This window comes from Coprococcus sp. AF38-1, assembly GCF_003603945.1.
GTDB classification, from domain to species: Bacteria; Bacillota; Clostridia; order Lachnospirales; family Lachnospiraceae; genus Coprococcus; species Coprococcus aceti.
Window position 1 is genome coordinate 128,929 of the sequence record NZ_QVGO01000006.1, and the last position, 18,233, is coordinate 147,161.

The 18,233-nt window shown below is 45.9% G+C and carries 18 protein-coding genes; 17 read left to right on the forward strand and 1 reads right to left on the reverse strand.

Annotated features, from left to right (window positions below):
* Positions 1-4: 4 nt before the first annotated feature.
* From glf to proC, 6 genes are all read left to right on the forward strand, one after another.
* Positions 5-1,105, forward strand: coding sequence for a UDP-galactopyranose mutase (glf, locus tag DW025_RS10145; RefSeq protein ID WP_015534596.1), 1,101 nt, complete (start codon positions 5-7; stop codon positions 1,103-1,105).
* Between the two features lie 227 nt (positions 1,106-1,332).
* Positions 1,333-5,130 (forward strand): EAL domain-containing protein, encoded by a 3,798-nt coding sequence (locus tag DW025_RS10150; protein WP_243104962.1) that lies wholly within the window; start codon positions 1,333-1,335, stop codon positions 5,128-5,130.
* A 97-nt stretch (positions 5,131-5,227) separates the two neighbouring features.
* The gene (locus tag DW025_RS10155; protein WP_117550149.1) at positions 5,228-6,658 is read left to right on the forward strand and encodes an MBOAT family O-acyltransferase; all 1,431 of its coding nucleotides are present in this window, start codon (positions 5,228-5,230) and stop codon (positions 6,656-6,658) included.
* Between the two features lie 12 nt (positions 6,659-6,670).
* Positions 6,671-8,113, forward strand: a complete 1,443-nt coding sequence (locus DW025_RS10160) for a DHHW family protein (RefSeq protein WP_117550151.1) — start codon at positions 6,671-6,673, stop codon at positions 8,111-8,113.
* 36 nt (positions 8,114-8,149) lie between these two features.
* Positions 8,150-8,317 (forward strand): hypothetical protein, encoded by a 168-nt coding sequence (locus tag DW025_RS14880; RefSeq protein WP_158547596.1) that lies wholly within the window; start codon positions 8,150-8,152, stop codon positions 8,315-8,317.
* Positions 8,318-8,369: 52 nt separating this feature from the next.
* Positions 8,370-9,152 carry a pyrroline-5-carboxylate reductase gene (gene proC / locus DW025_RS10165; RefSeq protein ID WP_055272153.1) on the forward strand — a complete coding sequence of 261 codons (783 nt, stop codon included), beginning with the start codon at positions 8,370-8,372 and terminating at the stop codon, positions 9,150-9,152.
* Between the two features lie 62 nt (positions 9,153-9,214).
* Here proC and DW025_RS10170 read toward each other — a convergent pair whose 3' ends face one another.
* Positions 9,215-11,794, reverse strand: coding sequence for a hybrid sensor histidine kinase/response regulator (locus DW025_RS10170; RefSeq protein WP_119999796.1), 2,580 nt, complete (start codon positions 11,792-11,794; stop codon positions 9,215-9,217).
* A 220-nt stretch (positions 11,795-12,014) separates the two neighbouring features.
* Here DW025_RS10170 and DW025_RS10175 point away from each other — a divergent pair, with 220 nt between their 5' ends.
* From DW025_RS10175 to DW025_RS10215, 11 genes are all read left to right on the forward strand, one after another.
* Positions 12,015-13,124 carry an HD domain-containing phosphohydrolase gene (locus DW025_RS10175; protein WP_117550157.1) on the forward strand — a complete coding sequence of 370 codons (1,110 nt, stop codon included), beginning with the start codon at positions 12,015-12,017 and terminating at the stop codon, positions 13,122-13,124.
* Positions 13,121-13,468 (forward strand): Hpt domain-containing protein, encoded by a 348-nt coding sequence (locus tag DW025_RS10180; protein WP_117550159.1) that lies wholly within the window; start codon positions 13,121-13,123, stop codon positions 13,466-13,468. Before DW025_RS10175 ends, DW025_RS10180 begins: the two co-directional genes overlap by 4 nt.
* A gap of 37 nt (positions 13,469-13,505) precedes the next feature.
* On the forward strand, positions 13,506-13,664 hold the full coding sequence (locus tag DW025_RS14885) for a hypothetical protein (RefSeq protein WP_165854779.1): 159 nt from the start codon (positions 13,506-13,508) through the stop codon (positions 13,662-13,664).
* 10 nt (positions 13,665-13,674) lie between these two features.
* The gene (locus DW025_RS14890; RefSeq protein ID WP_165854780.1) at positions 13,675-13,818 is read left to right on the forward strand and encodes a hypothetical protein; all 144 of its coding nucleotides are present in this window, start codon (positions 13,675-13,677) and stop codon (positions 13,816-13,818) included.
* A 13-nt stretch (positions 13,819-13,831) separates the two neighbouring features.
* Entirely contained in the window at positions 13,832-15,706 is a 1,875-nt protein-coding gene (locus DW025_RS10185) for a hybrid sensor histidine kinase/response regulator (protein ID WP_119999797.1), read from the forward strand.
* 69 nt (positions 15,707-15,775) lie between these two features.
* Complete coding sequence (gene spoVT, locus DW025_RS10190; RefSeq protein WP_117550165.1) at positions 15,776-16,321, forward strand: stage V sporulation protein T; 546 nt, start codon at positions 15,776-15,778, stop codon at positions 16,319-16,321.
* Positions 16,322-16,509: 188 nt separating this feature from the next.
* Positions 16,510-16,782, forward strand: coding sequence for an HU family DNA-binding protein (locus DW025_RS10195; RefSeq protein WP_015534609.1), 273 nt, complete (start codon positions 16,510-16,512; stop codon positions 16,780-16,782).
* Between the two features lie 16 nt (positions 16,783-16,798).
* Positions 16,799-17,038 carry an RNA-binding S4 domain-containing protein gene (locus DW025_RS10200; protein WP_117550167.1) on the forward strand — a complete coding sequence of 80 codons (240 nt, stop codon included), beginning with the start codon at positions 16,799-16,801 and terminating at the stop codon, positions 17,036-17,038.
* Positions 17,039-17,127: 89 nt separating this feature from the next.
* The gene (locus DW025_RS10205) at positions 17,128-17,400 is read left to right on the forward strand and encodes a YabP/YqfC family sporulation protein (protein WP_055272159.1); all 273 of its coding nucleotides are present in this window, start codon (positions 17,128-17,130) and stop codon (positions 17,398-17,400) included.
* 8 nt (positions 17,401-17,408) lie between these two features.
* The gene (yabQ, locus tag DW025_RS15480) at positions 17,409-17,741 is read left to right on the forward strand and encodes a spore cortex biosynthesis protein YabQ (RefSeq protein WP_242859117.1); all 333 of its coding nucleotides are present in this window, start codon (positions 17,409-17,411) and stop codon (positions 17,739-17,741) included.
* 130 nt (positions 17,742-17,871) lie between these two features.
* Positions 17,872-18,192: an FtsB family cell division protein gene (locus tag DW025_RS10215; RefSeq protein ID WP_055145071.1), complete on the forward strand. Its 321-nt coding sequence runs from the start codon at positions 17,872-17,874 to the stop codon at positions 18,190-18,192.
* The last annotated feature ends 41 nt before the right edge of the window (positions 18,193-18,233 follow it).

Genomic DNA, 18,233 nt, shown 5'->3' on the forward strand with positions numbered 1-18,233 from the left:
TAACATGGCAAAGTATGATTACCTCATAGTAGGAGCCGGATTATTCGGCGCAGTATTTGCATACGAGGCAGGCAAGAGAGGCAAGAGCTGTCTGGTTATAGACAAGCGTCCACATATTGCCGGCAACATTTACACAGAGCAGGTGGAGGGTATAAACGTTCACAAGTATGGCGCACATATATTCCACACATCTGACAAGAAGATCTGGGAGTATGTAAACCAGTTTGCAGAGTTCAACAACTACATTAACTCACCTGTAGCTTCATACAAGGATGAGCTGTACAACCTTCCATTCAACATGAACACATTCAGCAAGATGTGGGGAATCAAGAAGCCTTCAGAGGCAAAGGCAATCATCGAGAAGCAGATCGCAGATCTGAACATTGGAGAGCCAAAGAACCTTGAGGAGCAGGCACTCAAGCTTGCCGGTACAGATGTGTATGAGAAGCTTGTCAAGGGATACACAGAGAAGCAGTGGGGAAGACCATGTACAGAGCTTCCTGCATTCATTATCAAGAGACTGCCTCTGAGATTCATATACGACAACAACTACTTCAATGACCGTTTCCAGGGAATCCCAATGGGCGGATACACACAGATCATTGAGAAGATGCTTGAGGGCGCTGAGGTCAAGACTGACACAGATTACTTCGATTTTATCAAGGAGAATCCTGACATCGCAGACAAGACTGTATACACAGGTATGATCGATGAGTTCTTCGGATTCCAGTACGGACCACTTGAGTACCGTTCAGTAAGATTCGAGACAGAGGTACTCGATGAGGAGAACTACCAGGGAAATGCTGTTGTGAACTACACACACAGAGATGTTCCATACACAAGAATAATCGAGCACAAGCACTTTGAGTTTGGAAAGCAGCCAAAGACAGTTATCAGCCGTGAGTATTCAGCAGAGTGGAAGCCGGGCGTAGAGCCATACTACCCTGTAAACAACGACAAGAACAATGCGCTTTACGAGAAGTACAAGGAGCTTGCAGAGACACGCAAGGATGTAATATTTGGCGGAAGACTTGGACAGTACAAGTATTATGATATGGACAAGGTAATCGCAGCAGCACTTGAGTGTGTTGAGGCAGAGTTCTAATCGTGAGATAGAGCATATTATAAAGCCATACAAAGGGACGCATACCGGAATACAGATTTTCCGTATATGCGTCCTTTTTGCGTGCCGGAAGCATGGGTGATACGGCAAAATAAAAAAGATATACACTTTCGACAGAACGTGATAGAATTATATTAATTATGGGCATGTTATTTGGTGGATACGGTGCCCAGGGGGTAAAAATTAAAAGGGTAAAGGGTGTATATGTTATGACAAGGAAGAGGATTGCGGTACTGACAGCCCAGGCTGATGAGTACACCCAGGGTAGATTCCTCTCGGGGTTTTTTGAGAAGGCATTTCAGCTTGATTATGATGTGTGCGTGTTCTCAATGTATCTGAAGTATCAGGATACAGCTAGCAGAGAAGTGGGGGACGCCAACATATTCAACCTGATAGAATTTGACAAATATGATGCGGTGGTCATATGTACTGACAGGATCAGGACGCCGGGAACAGAGGAGGGACTCCGGTGGCGTGTGGAGCATGAGTTTGATGGCCCGGTACTGATAGTCGGCGACGAGATAGAAGGATATAAATCCATAAATATTGATCACAGAAAGAATATATGCGGGCTTACGGATCATCTCATAGAAGTGCACGGATACCGTGATATAGTGCTGCTTGATGGCTGGGAGAATACTGCCAATTCCGAGCTGAAGAAGCAGGGATTCTTTGACAGCATGAAGAGTCATGGTATCGATGTGGATGAATCGTCGGTCTACTATGGCAATAACTGGTTTGACTCAGGACGCCAGACCGCAATGGAGATAACAGAGAACAGAGACAGACTTCCACAGGCTGTGGTGTGTGCCAGTGATCACATGGCACTGGGGCTGGCGGCTGAGCTGGAACAGAGAGGCGTGAGGGTCCCTGAGGATATAGCGATAACGGGATATGACGCTGCGGAGACGAACGATGACAGAGTCATACCGCTGACATCGGTTGATATACCTGCAAAGGTTGACGGCGAGTACGCCGCAAAATGGATAGACGCAGAGATAAACGGAAGATCTCTGGAGAACTATAGGAGCAGTGCGTCTATACACTGGGGAAAAAGCTGTGGATGTGAGCATTGTACGGAGAAGCCGGGAAAGAGAGACGTGACGGCATGGAATATGAACACTCAGCCGGGAAGCTATGGTTCATACTATAACCATATGATGGAGGATCTGTTATCCCAGAGAGATTACAGGGAATTCTACAATACCATATTCCAGTATGCCCACACGGATGGCAACATGAGCAGTTTCAGTCTCTGCCTGAATGAATATTGGAAGTTTCCTGAGGTCATGATGGGGTCAAATGCACTGAGAGTCGGATACACGAAGAATATATACAGGGTCATCAGAAGCTGCGGTGATGGAGACGGTGCGATAGATTTCGATGACTGTTTTGACGTGTCCAGACTGATACCTGAGCTGGATGCAGACAGGGACAGACCTGAGGCTTACATATTCACTCCACTCAATTTCGACGACAGATGTTTTGGATATGCGGTTGTGAGCTATGGAAGCGAGTGCAGGGCGTACGATATTTCATATAGCACATGGATCAAGCAGATCATGCAGGGCATGGAGGCGTTCTACAGACAGGCGAGTCTTCAGAAGCTTCTGGACAAGGTCAATGCATCGCAGATCCGTGATGATCTGACCGGAGTGTACAATTATAACGGATTTATGGCGAGGTGCAGGGATATGTGTAACGATGCCGTTGCACATGGCAGGAGCATTGAGCTGCTGGCTATAGATATAAAGGGACTGGGACAGATAAATGCAAGTCTCGGCAGAAAGGTCGGGGACGAGGCCATACAGGCACTTGCCAGAATGATCTCGGCATCCCTTGAGAAATCAGACGTATGTATGAGAATGTGTAACGATGAGTTCATCGTGGCATATCAGGTGATGGGAGATGCGGAGGATCACGCAGACGCCATAGTTAAGAGTGTGGAGAGCCGTACCAGGGAGTTTAACAGGACAAATGGCGACAATTTTGTCATGGAGATATGCTATGCGGTGGACAGACAGATGGTTGCGAATGCGGAGGCTCTGGACAACTATGTGAACGCACTCATAAGCAACAAGAACAATGCCAAGATGAAGGCGTACATTGAGAGCACGAGAAATGCAGAGCTGTCACAGGAGGATATAGAGAAGGACAAGCTTGCCACGGAGATTCTTGACAGGAATCTGCTCACATATCATTTCCAGCCTATAGTTAATGCCCGCACAGGTCAGATCTATGCCTATGAGGTGCTCATGAGATCGGCAGGAGAGCAGTACATGTCTCCTCTCGACATAATACAGAGTGCTGAGAGACTTGGACGTCTGAGCGATGTGGAGAGAGCCACATTTATCAATGTGTTGAGACTCGTTGAGGACAAGCGAGAGGAACTTGAGGGCAGAAAGATATTCTTTAACAGTATACCGGGCTGCAGGCTGTCGGAGGAGGACACCGCTGTCATAGAGAGCAAACTCAGGGAATTTGGTGGACAGGTGGTCGTGGAATTCACCGAGGAGGCTGAGATGAGCGACCAGCTACTGGATCAGATAAAGGACAAGTACGGCAGGATGAACATAGAGACCGCCATAGATGACTATGGCTCAGGTTATTCAAATGTCAACAATCTTCTCAGATATATGCCGCGTTACGTGAAGATAGACAGGATGCTCATGACAAATATACATGAGGATCCGCAGAAGCAGCATTTTGTTAAGGATATTATAGAATTTGCGCATGACAATGATATCGTCACTCTGGCGGAGGGCGTTGAGCTGGATGTTGAGCTCAAGGAGGTCATCAGACTTGGCGCAGATCTCATTCAGGGTTACTACACGGCGAAGCCTTCACCGGAGGCGATTGCCGAGATAGATAAGAGGATCATAAACGAGATAGTCCAGTACAATCAGAACGAGATCACAAAGTATGGCAAGAAGACCTATGTCATAACCGATGAAGACGAGATATCGATGGTTCAGCTTGCATTTAACAAATATACGGCGCTTGATTTCAAGAAGATAGATGACCAGTACAGGTACGTCAACATGACAGGTACACCGGGCTTCAAGTCCAACATGCTGATAACCATAGGAGACGGCTTCAGAGGCGAGCTCAGGGTGGACAGCATAAGCCTTGGGGGAGAGAAGGGCATACCTTGTATAAAGATAGAAGACAACTGCGATGTCAGGATAGTCCTCACCGGGGACAATGAGCTGCGCACAGGCGGTATACAGGTAGCCGAGTCGTCAAAGCTCGAGCTTGCCGGAGATGGAGATCTGAGGATCACACTTGCGGGTGGCAGATACTTTGGAATAGGAAACGATTTTGCGTCGAGACACGGAGATCTGTATTTCAATCAGGATGGAACGCTGTCCATAACGGCCACCGGAATGAGGGGCATTGGAATAGGATCCGGCCTTGGCGGTAATATATATATTGGACACGGACGATACGAGATAGATCAGAGAGGTCAGGAGGGTGTGATGATAGGCTGTATGGACAGCGACTGCACTCTTCACATAGAGAACTGCGACATGGAGATATACAATGGAATCGCCAGAAGTGTATCCATAGGCTCATATAACGGAAGCGCGGATATAGCTATTGACAATATATCCGGCAAGATATCCGGGGCATCCATATCGACAGCAGTCATAGGAACCATGAATGGAAAGTCCTGCAGGGTTGCCATGAAGAATATCAATATTACCATGAACATCAGGGCAAATGAATGTTATGGTATAGGCTGCCGTGAGGGCGATACGGACGTCAGCATACAGTACGCTTACGTCAAGGTGGTGGCACAGGGCAAGGATGCCTACGCCATGGGTAACAGCACCCACACCGCCAGACTGGAATTTTCCAACTCGGATATCAACACACAGGTGATCAACAGTGTGGGAACTGATATAGGTGCAGAGGAGAAAAATATCGTGATCGGTAACGGCAGAGTGAGCTTCATGGTGAACGGAATATCAAAGAACAGGGAAGTGCAGATGACCGATCTGTAGGCGCCTATTCCGAAGCGTACAGTTAATCATTATTAATATTGTGTTGTTGACTGTTGTGAAGTATAATACAGCCGATTGACATGATGGGAGAATATTTATGGTTTTTTCGAGTTTAATATTTTTGTTTGTTTTTCTCACTGCAAACCTGATAGCATATTTTGCGGTGAGCCCTGAGAAACGCAATAATGTATTGCTGATATTTTCACTGGTGTTCTATGCCTGGGGAGGCCCGAGATATCTTCTGCTCCTGGCGGGAGAGACTCTGGTGAGCTGGCTGTTTGCCATTCGCATAGATGAGGCACGTGCCGGATATACCAAGAGATCTGAGAAGTTTTATCTTGTGTGTGACCTTGTGATAATGCTTGGCTGTCTTGCGATATTCAAGTATCTGGGATTTTTCCTCGGCAACATAAAGGCAGTGTTCGGCGTGCCGAAGACCGTGCCTGGAATAGCTCTCCCAATAGGAATCTCTTTCTATACATTCCAGCTCATATCATATGTGGTGGATGTGTACAGAAACGAAGTCAGACCACAGAGAGAATACTGGAAGCTCCTTCTGTATTCAAGTCTGTTCCATCAGTGTATAGCGGGACCTATCGTCAGATATGAGACCGTTGCTGATCAGATAGACAACAGGAAGATAACAGCGAACGACATATACATGGGACTGAGAAGATTTTCAGTCGGACTGGCAAAGAAGGCGATACTGGCCAATTCCTGTGCCAGCATAGCCGACACCCTGCTCCCGGCGGGAGTGGCGAGCCTCAAGGCTCAGACGACACTTGAAATGTGGCTTGGAATGATAGCGTATATGCTTCAGATATACCTTGATTTCTCAGCATACTCAGACATGGCCATCGGAATGGGAAGGATGGTAGGTTTTCACTATGATGAGAACTTTAACTACCCATATATGGCTACATCGGTAAATAATTTCTGGAGGAGATGGCACATATCACTCAGCTCATTCTTCAGGGATTACGTATATATACCGCTTGGCGGCAACAGATGCAGCACAGCGAAGTACATCCGCAACATGGCTATCGTGTGGTTTCTCACGGGAATGTGGCACGGAGCAAGCTGGAATTATATATTCTGGGGAATTTATTATCTGGGCTTCCTCCTTCTGGAGAAGTTTTATCTGGGCGGAAGACTCGGCCCTGTGGCATCCCGAATATATACGCTGCTCGTTATCCTGTTCGGATGGACCATATTCAGATTTGAGAGCCTTCGTGAGCTTGGAACAGTGCTTGCGGGAATGTTTGGAATAGGAACATCGGGATTTGCAAATATGGCACTTGGAACAATATTTGTGAAGAACATATTCTTCCTGATATTTGCATGTATTGCGTGTACGGATCTGGGCAAGAGACTCAGAAAATGGGCTATAGAAGTTGGAAAGGTCAACCCACTTGTATTCAACGTGTTCAATGTAACTGAGATGATAACACCGGTACTTATGCTCGTGATCTCAGTGCTGGCGCTTGTGGGTGCAAGCTATAATCCTTTCCTGTATTTCCAGTTTTAATGGGTGATTTTTATGAAGAGAAGATATACCAGAAGTCAGAGACAACAATTAAAGAAATTCAGAACTCTGGGTGTTCTTATATTTGCCGCAGTCATGGCGATAGGAGCATTTATCGGTCTGCTGTTTTTTGTCAGACCTAAGAAATCCACGATGGAGAAGAGGACACTTGCAAAGTTTCCGTCATTCACCATAACGTCATTCCTCGACGGATCATACTTCGAGGACGTGTCACTGTGGTATTCTGACACATACCCTATGAGGGATAAGCTTGTGTCGGCTGACCAGAGCCTTAAGAAGCTGTACGGAATACAGCTCGGAACGCAGGTGGTTGGAGGAAATGCCAAGGGCGATGAGATACCTGAGGTGGACAAGAGTGCGGTGACCGCCACTCCTGATGATGCAGGCAAGGCGACAACTGAGAGTACCACGGAGGTTACGACAGAGGATCCTGAGATAGGACTTCCTGCGAGTCTGACATCGAAGAACAAGCAGGATGCGACAACTGAGAGCGGTTCGGTCCAGATGGTCGATCCACCAGATTCAAAGGCTATGGACAATGCGTTCCAGAAGCAGCTTCAGGACAACCTGTATGTGAAGGATGGTTCTGCGTACAGCCTGTACTATTTCGTTCAGGACTCCGCAACAGAATATATAGATGCTATCAACAATGCAGCGGCACAGCTCTCGGGCCAGACAAATGTGTACGATATTCTTGTGCCGAACAATTCAGGTGTCCTGCTATCGGATGACGAGCTGGATAAGCTTGGCGGTTCCGATCAGAAACAGGCGATAGAGTATTACTATGGCATGATGAATGGCGTGAAGACGGTCGATATATTTGACACGTTAAAGGCGCATAAGGATGAATATATATTCTTCAGGACAGATCACCACTGGACCGCGGATGGCGCGTACTATGCGTATGAGGATTTCTGCAAGACTAAGGGCATAACGGCCATTCCACGTGACAAGAGGAAGACGGATACCTTCAAGGGATTCCTCGGAAGCTTCTACAGCACCCTGCAGAACTCTGACATGAAGAATAATCCTGATACGATATACGCCTACGAACCGATAGGAACAAATGACATGACCTACTGGAACGAGGATGGCTCGGAGCAGAAGTGGAATGTCATAATGGATGTGAATGGATGGGATAAGGGAACCATGTATTCTACATTTGTGGGCGGTGACACGCCGATGGCAGTGATAGAGAACCCAAAGGTGACAGACGGTTCATCGTGTGTAGTAATGAAGGAGTCCTACGGAAATGCATTTATTCCATTTCTTGTGGATCACTACTCCAAAATATATATCATAGATTACAGATATTCACAGGTAAACATCCTTGACTTTGTGAAGAGCAAAAAGGTCAATGATTTTATCTGTATAAATAACATATCTCTCATAGGAGATAAAGATGTGGCGGCTACTATAAGCAGTCTGCTGCACTAGGGCATAATCGGAGGATTTGCAGACAGATGCCCGGAGATGGTCAACAGATATATGGAGACTGCTTCTGAAGGTACCAGAGGATTGTTCATGTTCTGCACCATAGATAATGACAAGGATGTGGACGTGTTCCAGGCGCTTGCAACTGTCGACAGACTTCTCTATCAGGAGAAGCGTGCAAAGAAGCTTCGCCGGATGGCTGAGTAAGACAGATATAAAAGACAAAATATATAAAGGCTTGAAAGAAGGAGAATGTATCATGGAGAGGTTAGGTTTCATAGGCATGGGTAATATGGCACAGGCACTCTGTGCAGGATTTGTGAATTCAGGGAAGATAGCGGCTGAGAGTGTATATGCATATGCACCACACTATGACAAGCTGGTGAAGAACTCAGAGAAGTATGGATTTACCCCGTGTAAGACACTTGCAGAGCTGGTGGATGCCGTGGATACGGTCATCATGGCATGCAAGCCTTATCAGATCAATGACGTTCTCGTTGAGATAGGAGAGAGACTTCACGGCAAGGCTCTTGTGTCGGTGGCAGCTGGCTGGGATTTTAAGAAGTACAGTGAGTATTTTGACAGTTCGGTGAGAGTGCAGTTTGTGATGCCGAATACTCCGGCAATGGTATATGAGGGAGTTATGCTCTTTGAAGCACAGAATTCCCTTGAGGAGGAAGAAAGGACACAAATCAAAGAGCTGTTCGCGGCTGTGGGAATTGTGGAGGAGCTTCCATCGAATCTCATGGGAATAGGAGGCGCAGTAACCGGCTGTGGTCCTGCATTTGTGGATCTGTTCATAGAGGGATATGCGGATGCAGCGGTTAAGTATGGTGTGCCTAGACAGACTGCGTACAGACTCATATCACAGATGATACTTGGTTCAGCAAAACTTCAGCTAGAGACAGGGGAGCATCCCGGCGTGTTGAAGGACAATGTATGTTCCCCTGCGGGAACAACCATATGCGGTGTTGCATCCCTCGAGGAGTCAGGCCTCAGGAGTGCATGCATTAAGTCTATAGATGCGATCATGAATAAGTAATAACGGCAAATCCCCTGTATGATTGAAATATCATACAGGGACTTTTTTATTTCTTGACTTTTTTATTTCTTGAATTTTGAGAGGATGCTTATAAGCTGCCTTATGTTCAGCGGCTTTGACAGGTGTTCGTTCATGCCTGCCAGACGGCATCTTTCGAGATCTTTAGCAAATGTGTTGGCGGTGATGGCGATGATAGGAATGTTCTGTGCATTCGGATGCTCGAGCTTTCTTATGGCGTAGGACGCCGAGATTCCATCCATCACAGGCATCTGAAGATCCATAAGGATACCGTCGTAGGTTCCGGCAGCAGATGTGGAGAACATGTCAACGCACACGGAGCCGTCCTCAGCGCGCTCACAGGAAATACCATTCACACCCAGAAGTTCAGACACGACCTCATAGTTGAGTTCGTTATCCTCTGCCACCAGAAGGTGCATTCCTACACACAGGGATTCTGCGTCGCTGCTATCACCGGATTGTCCAGACCACAGATCATCCTTTATGATATAAGGGACGTCGATGCTTACCTCGATGATAGTTCCACCACCCGGATTGCTCTGTACTGTGATGGTACCCTGCATTAGATCCACAAGCTCCTTTACTATGGCGAGCCCCAGACCGCTTCCGCGCACTTTGCTGATCCTGGTGTCTGTCTCGCGGGAGAATTTGTTGAACATGCTCGCCTGATATTCAGGCTTTATTCCAATTCCCGTGTCGCTTATTCTGGCGACGAGACGTATCTTATCGGAGCCTGGTATATTTTCCTCATATAATTCAAATCCAACGTCGCCATGACCAGGTGTGAACTTGATGGAGTTAGACAGCAGGTTAGAGTAGATCTGTTTCAGCTTGAGTCCATCGGCCAGGATGTAGTCGTGATATATATCGTGACAGTTGAAGGTTATATTGAGTCCGTCGTTCATGAGAGCCTGATCGAAAACCATGTTCAGAGTATGACACAGCTCGGATACAGATGTCTCACAAGGCTTGAGCTGCTGTCTGCCGTTTTCCAGATTCGTTATGTCAAGGATGTTGCTGACGAGCTGTTCTATATAAGCCCCGGACGTCCTGAGCTTGCCCAGACAGTCGTCTATCTTGCTTGGATCGCCTAGTGATCGCTTTGCTATGTCGGCAAATCCCATTACGGCATTCAGAGGTGTTCTTATATCGTGAGCCATCTTGGACAGGAACTCGGACTTTGCCTCATTGGCCTTGTTGGCTTCCTCTGCCAGGAGCATCCAGTTCTGTTCACGTCTCTTTTGTTCGCTGATAAGCCTTGTTGCATACAGTATGCTGGTCACGTTGCCGAGAGCATCTCGCTTTTTTACAATAAATCTTGCCGAGTGCCAGTTGCCGTCGTTGGCGAGATAATCCATGGCTATGGTCTCGTCTGTGTGGAGACGCTCTGCGATGGTCGACAGATCGAAGAAATCAAGTATCTTGTCCTGATATTCGGGAACGACGAAGCGGTGACACAGCTCCTTCATCTTGGAGGAAGCTCTTCCCATGCGGCCTGTAAGTTTGTGTACCTTGTTATCACTGGACACCTCCTCGTACATGTCCTGTGTAAGATCTATCCTGTATATTGAGAAGTAGATCTTGCTTATGGCGGATATGATCTCGTTGTTCAGGTTAGCCTCGTCAAGTGCCTCCTGCAGCTGTCTCCTCGAATTTTGTTCAAAGCTCACAAGCTCGTCTATCTGCTTGAAGCCAATCAGCACCCTTGAAGCTGAGGCCGCTGAAAAAGGGAATATCTCTGCCTCAAAGTTTTCCTGACCCGCTGCGTTCGGAGTCACCCGGTATCTGTAAGAGAGCTTAGGGTGAGCGGCAAGATGATTCTGTATATGCTCTGCGCTGAGGATTTCTTTGAAGTCCGGGGCAGATTCTTTGATGACATATTTTTCATAATACTGTCTGATCAGCTCTGAGTAGCAGAATGCTTTCCCGGCTTTGATGTCGTGTATGTGGGCAGCATTTGCCACCGGGTCAAGCTTTAAAGGCTCGAGGGAATCATTCTGAAGATCAACGCAGTAGACGGATATGTAGTCTGTGCACAGGACAGACATGAACATCCTTTCACGGTTCAGATCCGACAGGCTCTTTTCGAGTGAATTATTGCGCTGCTCAAGAAGCTCGGTCATTCTGAGAGTCTCCCTTACATTTCCGAGATGACCGCCCACAACCCCAAGCAGACTTATAAAGGATTCCGAACTTTCTATGTGGGGATTGTCCACACCGATAAAGCCTTTGAGCTGGTCCTTATAGAAGATAGGAAATGCTATCTCAGAGTGGATATTCTGCATGACCAGAAGCTGATACTCGGAAGGCATGAGATCCTTCACATCCTCCACGTTATCTATGATCATACTGTCGCCGCGCTCAAATGCTTCCAGCCAGTAAGGCATGTCGGCGGCATCCACGGACTGAAGATTGTCAATCCATGGCTGCACATTGTCACCGCACCACTCATATGAGTTGCGGAATATGTTGTCAGCCTCATCCCAGTCAAAAATATAAACTCGTTCTGACGAAGTGTAACTTCCGATGATACGGAGCAGAGTCTGTATGGATGCCCGGAGTTCAAAACGGTTCTGAGCTCTGTCAATGGCAACCATCTGCTGTAGTATAACAAAATTATCCATAAAATACCCCCCCTTTATGTGTGTAGGTTTTTGATATATTAATATATAAAGCTCTGTTTTTAAGACAATTTTACCTATTTTGGGAGAAAAAATCTATATTAATGGCAATTAATTCCATAGACAATATTGTTTAGGAATTATAAAATTATTGTGGGTGATTGTAAAGCTTTAACATATTTTTTCTGGGACATTAAAAATACTATGTTGAGGAGTTAATTAAATGAGAGAAAAAGTATTGATAGTCGATGACATTGAGCTGAATAGAGAGATACTTGCAGTTGCACTTGGTGATAAGTATGAAGTGATTCAGGCTGCTGATGGTATGCAGACCATAGACATACTGAAGTCAGAGAGTGAAGGGATAACAGCGATGCTCCTTGATCTGATCATGCCGATTGTCGATGGATATGCGGTGCTTGATTACATGAGAGAACACGAGCTGCTTGACAGGATACCGGTAATAGTCATAAGTGCGGAATCAGCCAGGGATGTTGAGGTAAAGTGCCTTGAAATGGGGGTTACGGATTTCGTCAGAAAGCCATTTGACAGTGTGACAGTCAGACGCAGGGTCAAGAATACCGTGGATCTGTTCATGTATAAGAATCATCTGGAGGATAAAGTCAGACTGCAGACAAGAGAGCTGGAGGAGAAGAACAAACTGTTTCAGGCTCAGGCAGAGCAGATACGTGAGACCAATGAGAAGATAGTGGACGTTTTAGGCACGGTTGTTGAATACAGAAATCTTGAGAGCGGTGAGCACATCAAGAGGGTAAAGGAATTTACCAATATACTTGCAGAGAAGGCTGCGGAGAAATATCCGGAGTACGGCCTTACACCGGAGAAGATAGCTGTAATAGTTGCAGCCAGTCCACTTCATGACATAGGCAAGATAGCCATCAAGGACAGTGTGCTCCTGAAGCCGGGCAGGCTTACAGATGAAGAGTTTGAATATATGAAGACCCACACGACAAAGGGCTGTGAGATACTTACACAGATTGCAGGCACGTGGAGTGAGGAATACGAGAAGATCAGCTATGAGATATGCCGCCACCATCATGAGAGATATGATGGAAAGGGCTATCCTGACGGACTGGCCGGTGAGGATATACCGATATCGGCACAGCTTGTGTCCATAGCGGATGTGTATGACGCTCTTGTGAGTGACAGGGTATACAAGAAGGCTATAGAGAAGGGCAAGGCATATCAGATGATACTTGATGGAGAGTGTGGAACATTTTCACCGAGACTTATAGAGTGCTTCAAGGAGTCCAGACAGGAATTTGAAGAGCTTGTGTGCAGATATGAGATGAAGAAGGAGAACCAGATATGAACATCAGAGAGTGTTATGATACAATAGGAGCAGATTTTGAGGATGTACTTGGCAGACTTGGCAGTGAGAGCCTTATACAGAGATTCGCACTTAAGTTTATAGATGATGGAAGCTACAATGAACTGACAGAGGCTATTACGGAGAAGAATGCTGAGAAGGCATTCAGGGCAGCACATACACTGAAGGGGATATGTCTGAACCTTGGACTTAAGAATCTGTATACAGTGAGCTCGGATCTGACAGAGAAGCTCAGGGGGAGAGAGCTTGATGGATATGAGGCTTTGTATGAGAAGGTCAGTGAGCAGTATAAGATAACTGTAAATGCTCTTAAGAGTGTTGAATAGATCATTGTAGTGTGAGAAAAGAGAGGGGACTTATAAGATGAAGAAGAGGACTATTGCCAGAATGATGGCGGCCGTTATGGTCGTGAGTATGCTTGCTGGTTGTGGTGACTCAGACGGCGATACAGCGAAGAATGTGAATCTTGATCCAGATCATCCGGTATCACTGAAGATATGGCATTACTACAATGGAACCTAGCAGGCAATATTTGACAATTTGGTTGATGAGTTCAATGCTACCAAGGGCAAGGATGAAGGGATATCTGTCCAAGCCGGTGAACATAGGAAAGTTTGAGGAAATGCTCTACGAGGTATGGAGCAGTCATAACAGAGAATTCAGCGTATCGCGCTAAGGGGGGGATAAATATGACACAGCACTTGCAGACGATGATGTGTGAATACACCATACTGATAATCATGCTCTATATAGGTGTGAGATGTCTTAATCAAAGAAATAATAAGATCATAAGATCGTTTTCTCATTTTGTATTCGGAGTAATTGCTTTCCAGATAATAAATATACCTGTAAGAATGGTTGACGCAGGACTGGTGCGTATGCCGGCCACGGTGGTTTTTGTGTTGAATTGCGGATTCATGATCGCAGAGACATTTGTGACATATGAATGGTTTTATTTTTTCGAGAGTATACAGAATTCATTATTTGTGGAAAAAAAGATAATACGGGCATTGCGCAGTATTCCGCTTGTTCTGATGATTGTGCTGTGTGCGGTCTCATGGTGGACAGGTTGGCTTTTCTACGTGGATGATACGGGCATGTATCGCAGAGGGGCATTGTTCGCACTTCAGGTGGCACTCCCATATACCTATGTATTTGTGACACTCGTCAGTGCGATAGTATATTCCATTACCAGAAGAGAGAAGAGATCTGCGGTCATCATAACTATAGCACTCATACCTGCGCTTATATGTTCAGTGTTGCAGATTGTTGCGGGCGGTTCTTATGTTCTGATTGGACTGACGCTTTCGGCGATGTTCGTGTATATAGAGCTCTGCATGGAGGATATCAGAAAGGTTGAGAAGCTTGAGGTTATCGAGAAGGCCAACCACGAGCTGGAGAATGCCCTGGATATGGCGAATAAGGCTAACAACGCCAAGACGGTGTTCCTCAACTCCATGTCTCATGATATAAGAACCCCAATGAATGCGATAATAGGCTTCACAGACCTTCTGGATGACAACCTGTCCGACCAGGACAAGGCGCGCGATTATATAGCCAAGATCAGATCGTCAAGTGATTATCTGCTGTCGCTCATCAACAATGTGCTTGAGATGGCGAGGATCGAGAGCGGCAAGACAGAACTGGACGAGAGCAGTATATCACTCAAGAGTCTTGATTCGGTGTACTGGCTGTTTGAAAGTCAGATGAAGGAGAAGAACATAGACTTTACATGGAATGTGAATGTGAAGCACAACAATATTCTATGTGATGTAGTGAAGTTAAAAGAGATACTCATGAACATTATCAACAACGCATATAAGTATTCTCTTCCAGGAGACAGCGTTGAGGTGAAGATTGATGAGCTTCCATGCGACAGGGATGGTTATGTGAAGATATGCACAGTGGTCAGTGACACGGGAATTGGAATGTCGGAGGATTTCCTGGAGCATATATTTGAGGATTTCAGCAGGGAACAGACATCCACGGAGAGTGGACAGTTTGGAACAGGACTTGGCATGGCTATAGTTAAGAAGATAGTTGATCTTATGGGGGGAGATATAGACGTGCATAGTGAACCGGGAAAGGGTACGACATTTACTGTTACACTTGAGCACCGTATATCCCAGAATGTTGAGAATGCTGGTTCGGTAGAGAAGCGCAACGAGGATTATTCGTTTGAGGGCAGAAGAATACTCCTGGCGGAGGATAACGACCTGAATGCGGAGATAGCCATGACCATACTTGCCGGCGCAGGCATGGAGGTCGACCACGCTGCAGACGGAATCCAGTGTATAGACATGCTGGAGAAAGCGGAGCCTGAATACTACGATCTCATTCTCATGGATATACAGATGCCGAACATGGACGGCTACAAGGCAACCATGCTCATACGAAAGCTTGACGACAAACGGCTTGCAGATATACCTATAATCGCCATGACCGCGAATGCGTTCAACGAAGACCGTAAGAAAGCATTTGAAGCGGGCATGAACGGACACATAGCAAAGCCGATAAGCGCAGCGGATCTAAAGATGACGCTGGCCGGGATCATGGAAGAATAATTTTGATGATTTTCCACATAATAACTCCAAAGCAATTATTTAACATGCAATGGAGGGTTGATACTGTTTATGAAGGCGACAGGAATAGTGAGAAGAATAGACGATCTCGGAAGGATAGTCGTCCCGAAGGAGATAAGAAAGGTCCTCAGGATAAGAGAGGGGGATCCACTGGAGATATTTACCGGCAAGGAGGGCGAGATCGTTCTCAAGAAGTATTCGCCCATGGCTGATCTGACTGCATTTGCACAGCAGTATGTGGAGGCCATATCCCAGAGCCTTGGGCTTCCCGTGGCTATCACGGATCGTGATTCTGTCATAGCGGTGGCGGGGATGCCTAAGAGGGAGCTGATGGGCAAGGAGCTTCACAGTGAGCTTGAGAGCGTGATAAACGACAGGAAAGCGATAGTTGCCCGCAAAGGCGATGCGAAGTTCATACACATAACCACAGACGACCTGGATTACGATGGACAGGTGGTGCAGACCATTATATCAGAGGGCGATGCAGTGGGCTCTGTCATCGTGATAGTGCGTGACAGCGGACACAGAATAGGAGAGATAGAGCAAAAAGCAGCGGTGATCGCGGCGGCATTTTTGGGCAAACAGATGGAAGGGTAGCCGGTAATGCAAGAATTTGGCAAAAAGTGAGTAAAATCAAGGGGTTTCGGCCTCGAAATCCCTTATTTTCCTTGACAAATATAACCATTTTAGGTATAACTATACATGTTGAGCTCAGGGTTTTCTGCTTTTGCGGGTAGCAGGCGGATGAAAGAGAGCATTTATTTTTTTAAAGGAGGAATTATCTAATGAATAAGACAGAATTAGTTGCAGCAATCGCTGAGAAGACAGAATTATCAAAGAAGGACGCTGAGGCAGCATTAAAGGCTTTCACAGACGTTGTAGCAGATGAGTTAAAGAAAGGTGAGAAGATTCAGTTAGTTGGATTTGGTACATTCGAGGTATCAGAGAGACCAGCTAGAGAGGGTAGAAACCCAAGAACTGGCGAGACAATGACTATCGCTGCTTCAAAGGCACCTAAGTTCAAGGCTGGAAAGGCATTAAAGGATTCAATCAACTAATCTTTAAGGGTTTGATATGAGACTTGATAAATATCTTAAGGTATCCAGGATCATCAAGAGAAGAACCGTGGCGAACGAGGCATGCGATGCCGGAAGAGTCATGGTCAACGACAAAGTGGCTAAGGCCGGAACCGATGTCAAGGTTGGAGATGTTATCGAGATAGCATTTGGCAACAAGACGGTGAAGGTCAGAGTTACAATGATTGCAGATTCCACTAAAAAGGAAGATGCCAAGGATATGTTTGAGTATGTGTAAAAATATGCCGGAATATACATAGTGTATTCCGGCATATTTTTTTTGTGGGCTCATATAGTTTATTAAATAGCTTGAGAAGGTTTCTGAACATGGGGGAAGTTAATAAGGCAAAAACCCACAAGGTGGTCATGGACAACAGGAACAGTCTGTCCATGACAGGGATCAGCAAGGTCACATCCATAGATCCTGATCTGGTTCTGCTGGTGACCGAGCAGGGGAAACTCAAGATAATAGGCAAGAATATGCAGGCGACAAATCTGGACCTTGACAAGGGAATACTGGATCTCACAGGAAATATCAACTCCATGATATATTCGGGTGACAAGGAAGGTGCTTTTTCTATAAAGGGGTTGTTCAAGTGATGAGCGATATGGCGGCAGGGCAGCTCTGGGGATATGGGATAAGTGTTGCAGCCGGAGCGTGCTCAGGTGTACTGGGATCGCTGTTCTGGTTCATCTCAAAGCTCTTTAGGAACAGCCGTGCGGTGGCGTGGATATGCGATATTACACTTTGGTTGATATTAAGTGTAGTAGTTATGGCGGTCAGTTACATATGCTGTGACGGAGATCTGAGACTATATATTTTTTTAGGATTTTTTTCAAGTTTTTTACTTGTATTTTTTACTATAAATTGGGCTGCTTCGAAAATTGCAAACCATATATTGTGTAAGAAAAAACAAGATTCAAAAAATGTGAAAATGTGACGGCGAAAAGTGCGTTGACATAATTAGTCTTAAATAGTAAAATTATGTCAATATGTTCGTTTGGCTACGAACTTTTTGTATATTATTACAAGAAAAGACAAGTAATAAAGTAATGAATGGGGAGTTTCTAATGAGTAAGACGGTCGGCAGATCAAAGTCAAAAAAGAATAACAAGATCACAACGAAGCTTGGAATGGTTCTGGTTGTGAGCTGTCTGATATTGCTGGCAGTGGTTGTACTGTACAAAGCACAGAGCCTGAAAGCACAGAAGGAGAGCCTGCAGGTTCAGGCGGCGGAGCTTCAGGAACAGCTTGACAGTGCGAAGGAAGATTATAAGAAGCTTGAAGAGCGTGAGAAATATATGCAGACAGATGAGTATGTTGAGGATGTGGCCAGATCACAGCTCGGTCTCATATATCCTGACGAAATCGTGGTAAAGCCGGAGGAATAAAGTCAGAACATAGCGGATGCTGATTTCAGCATTCGCTATTT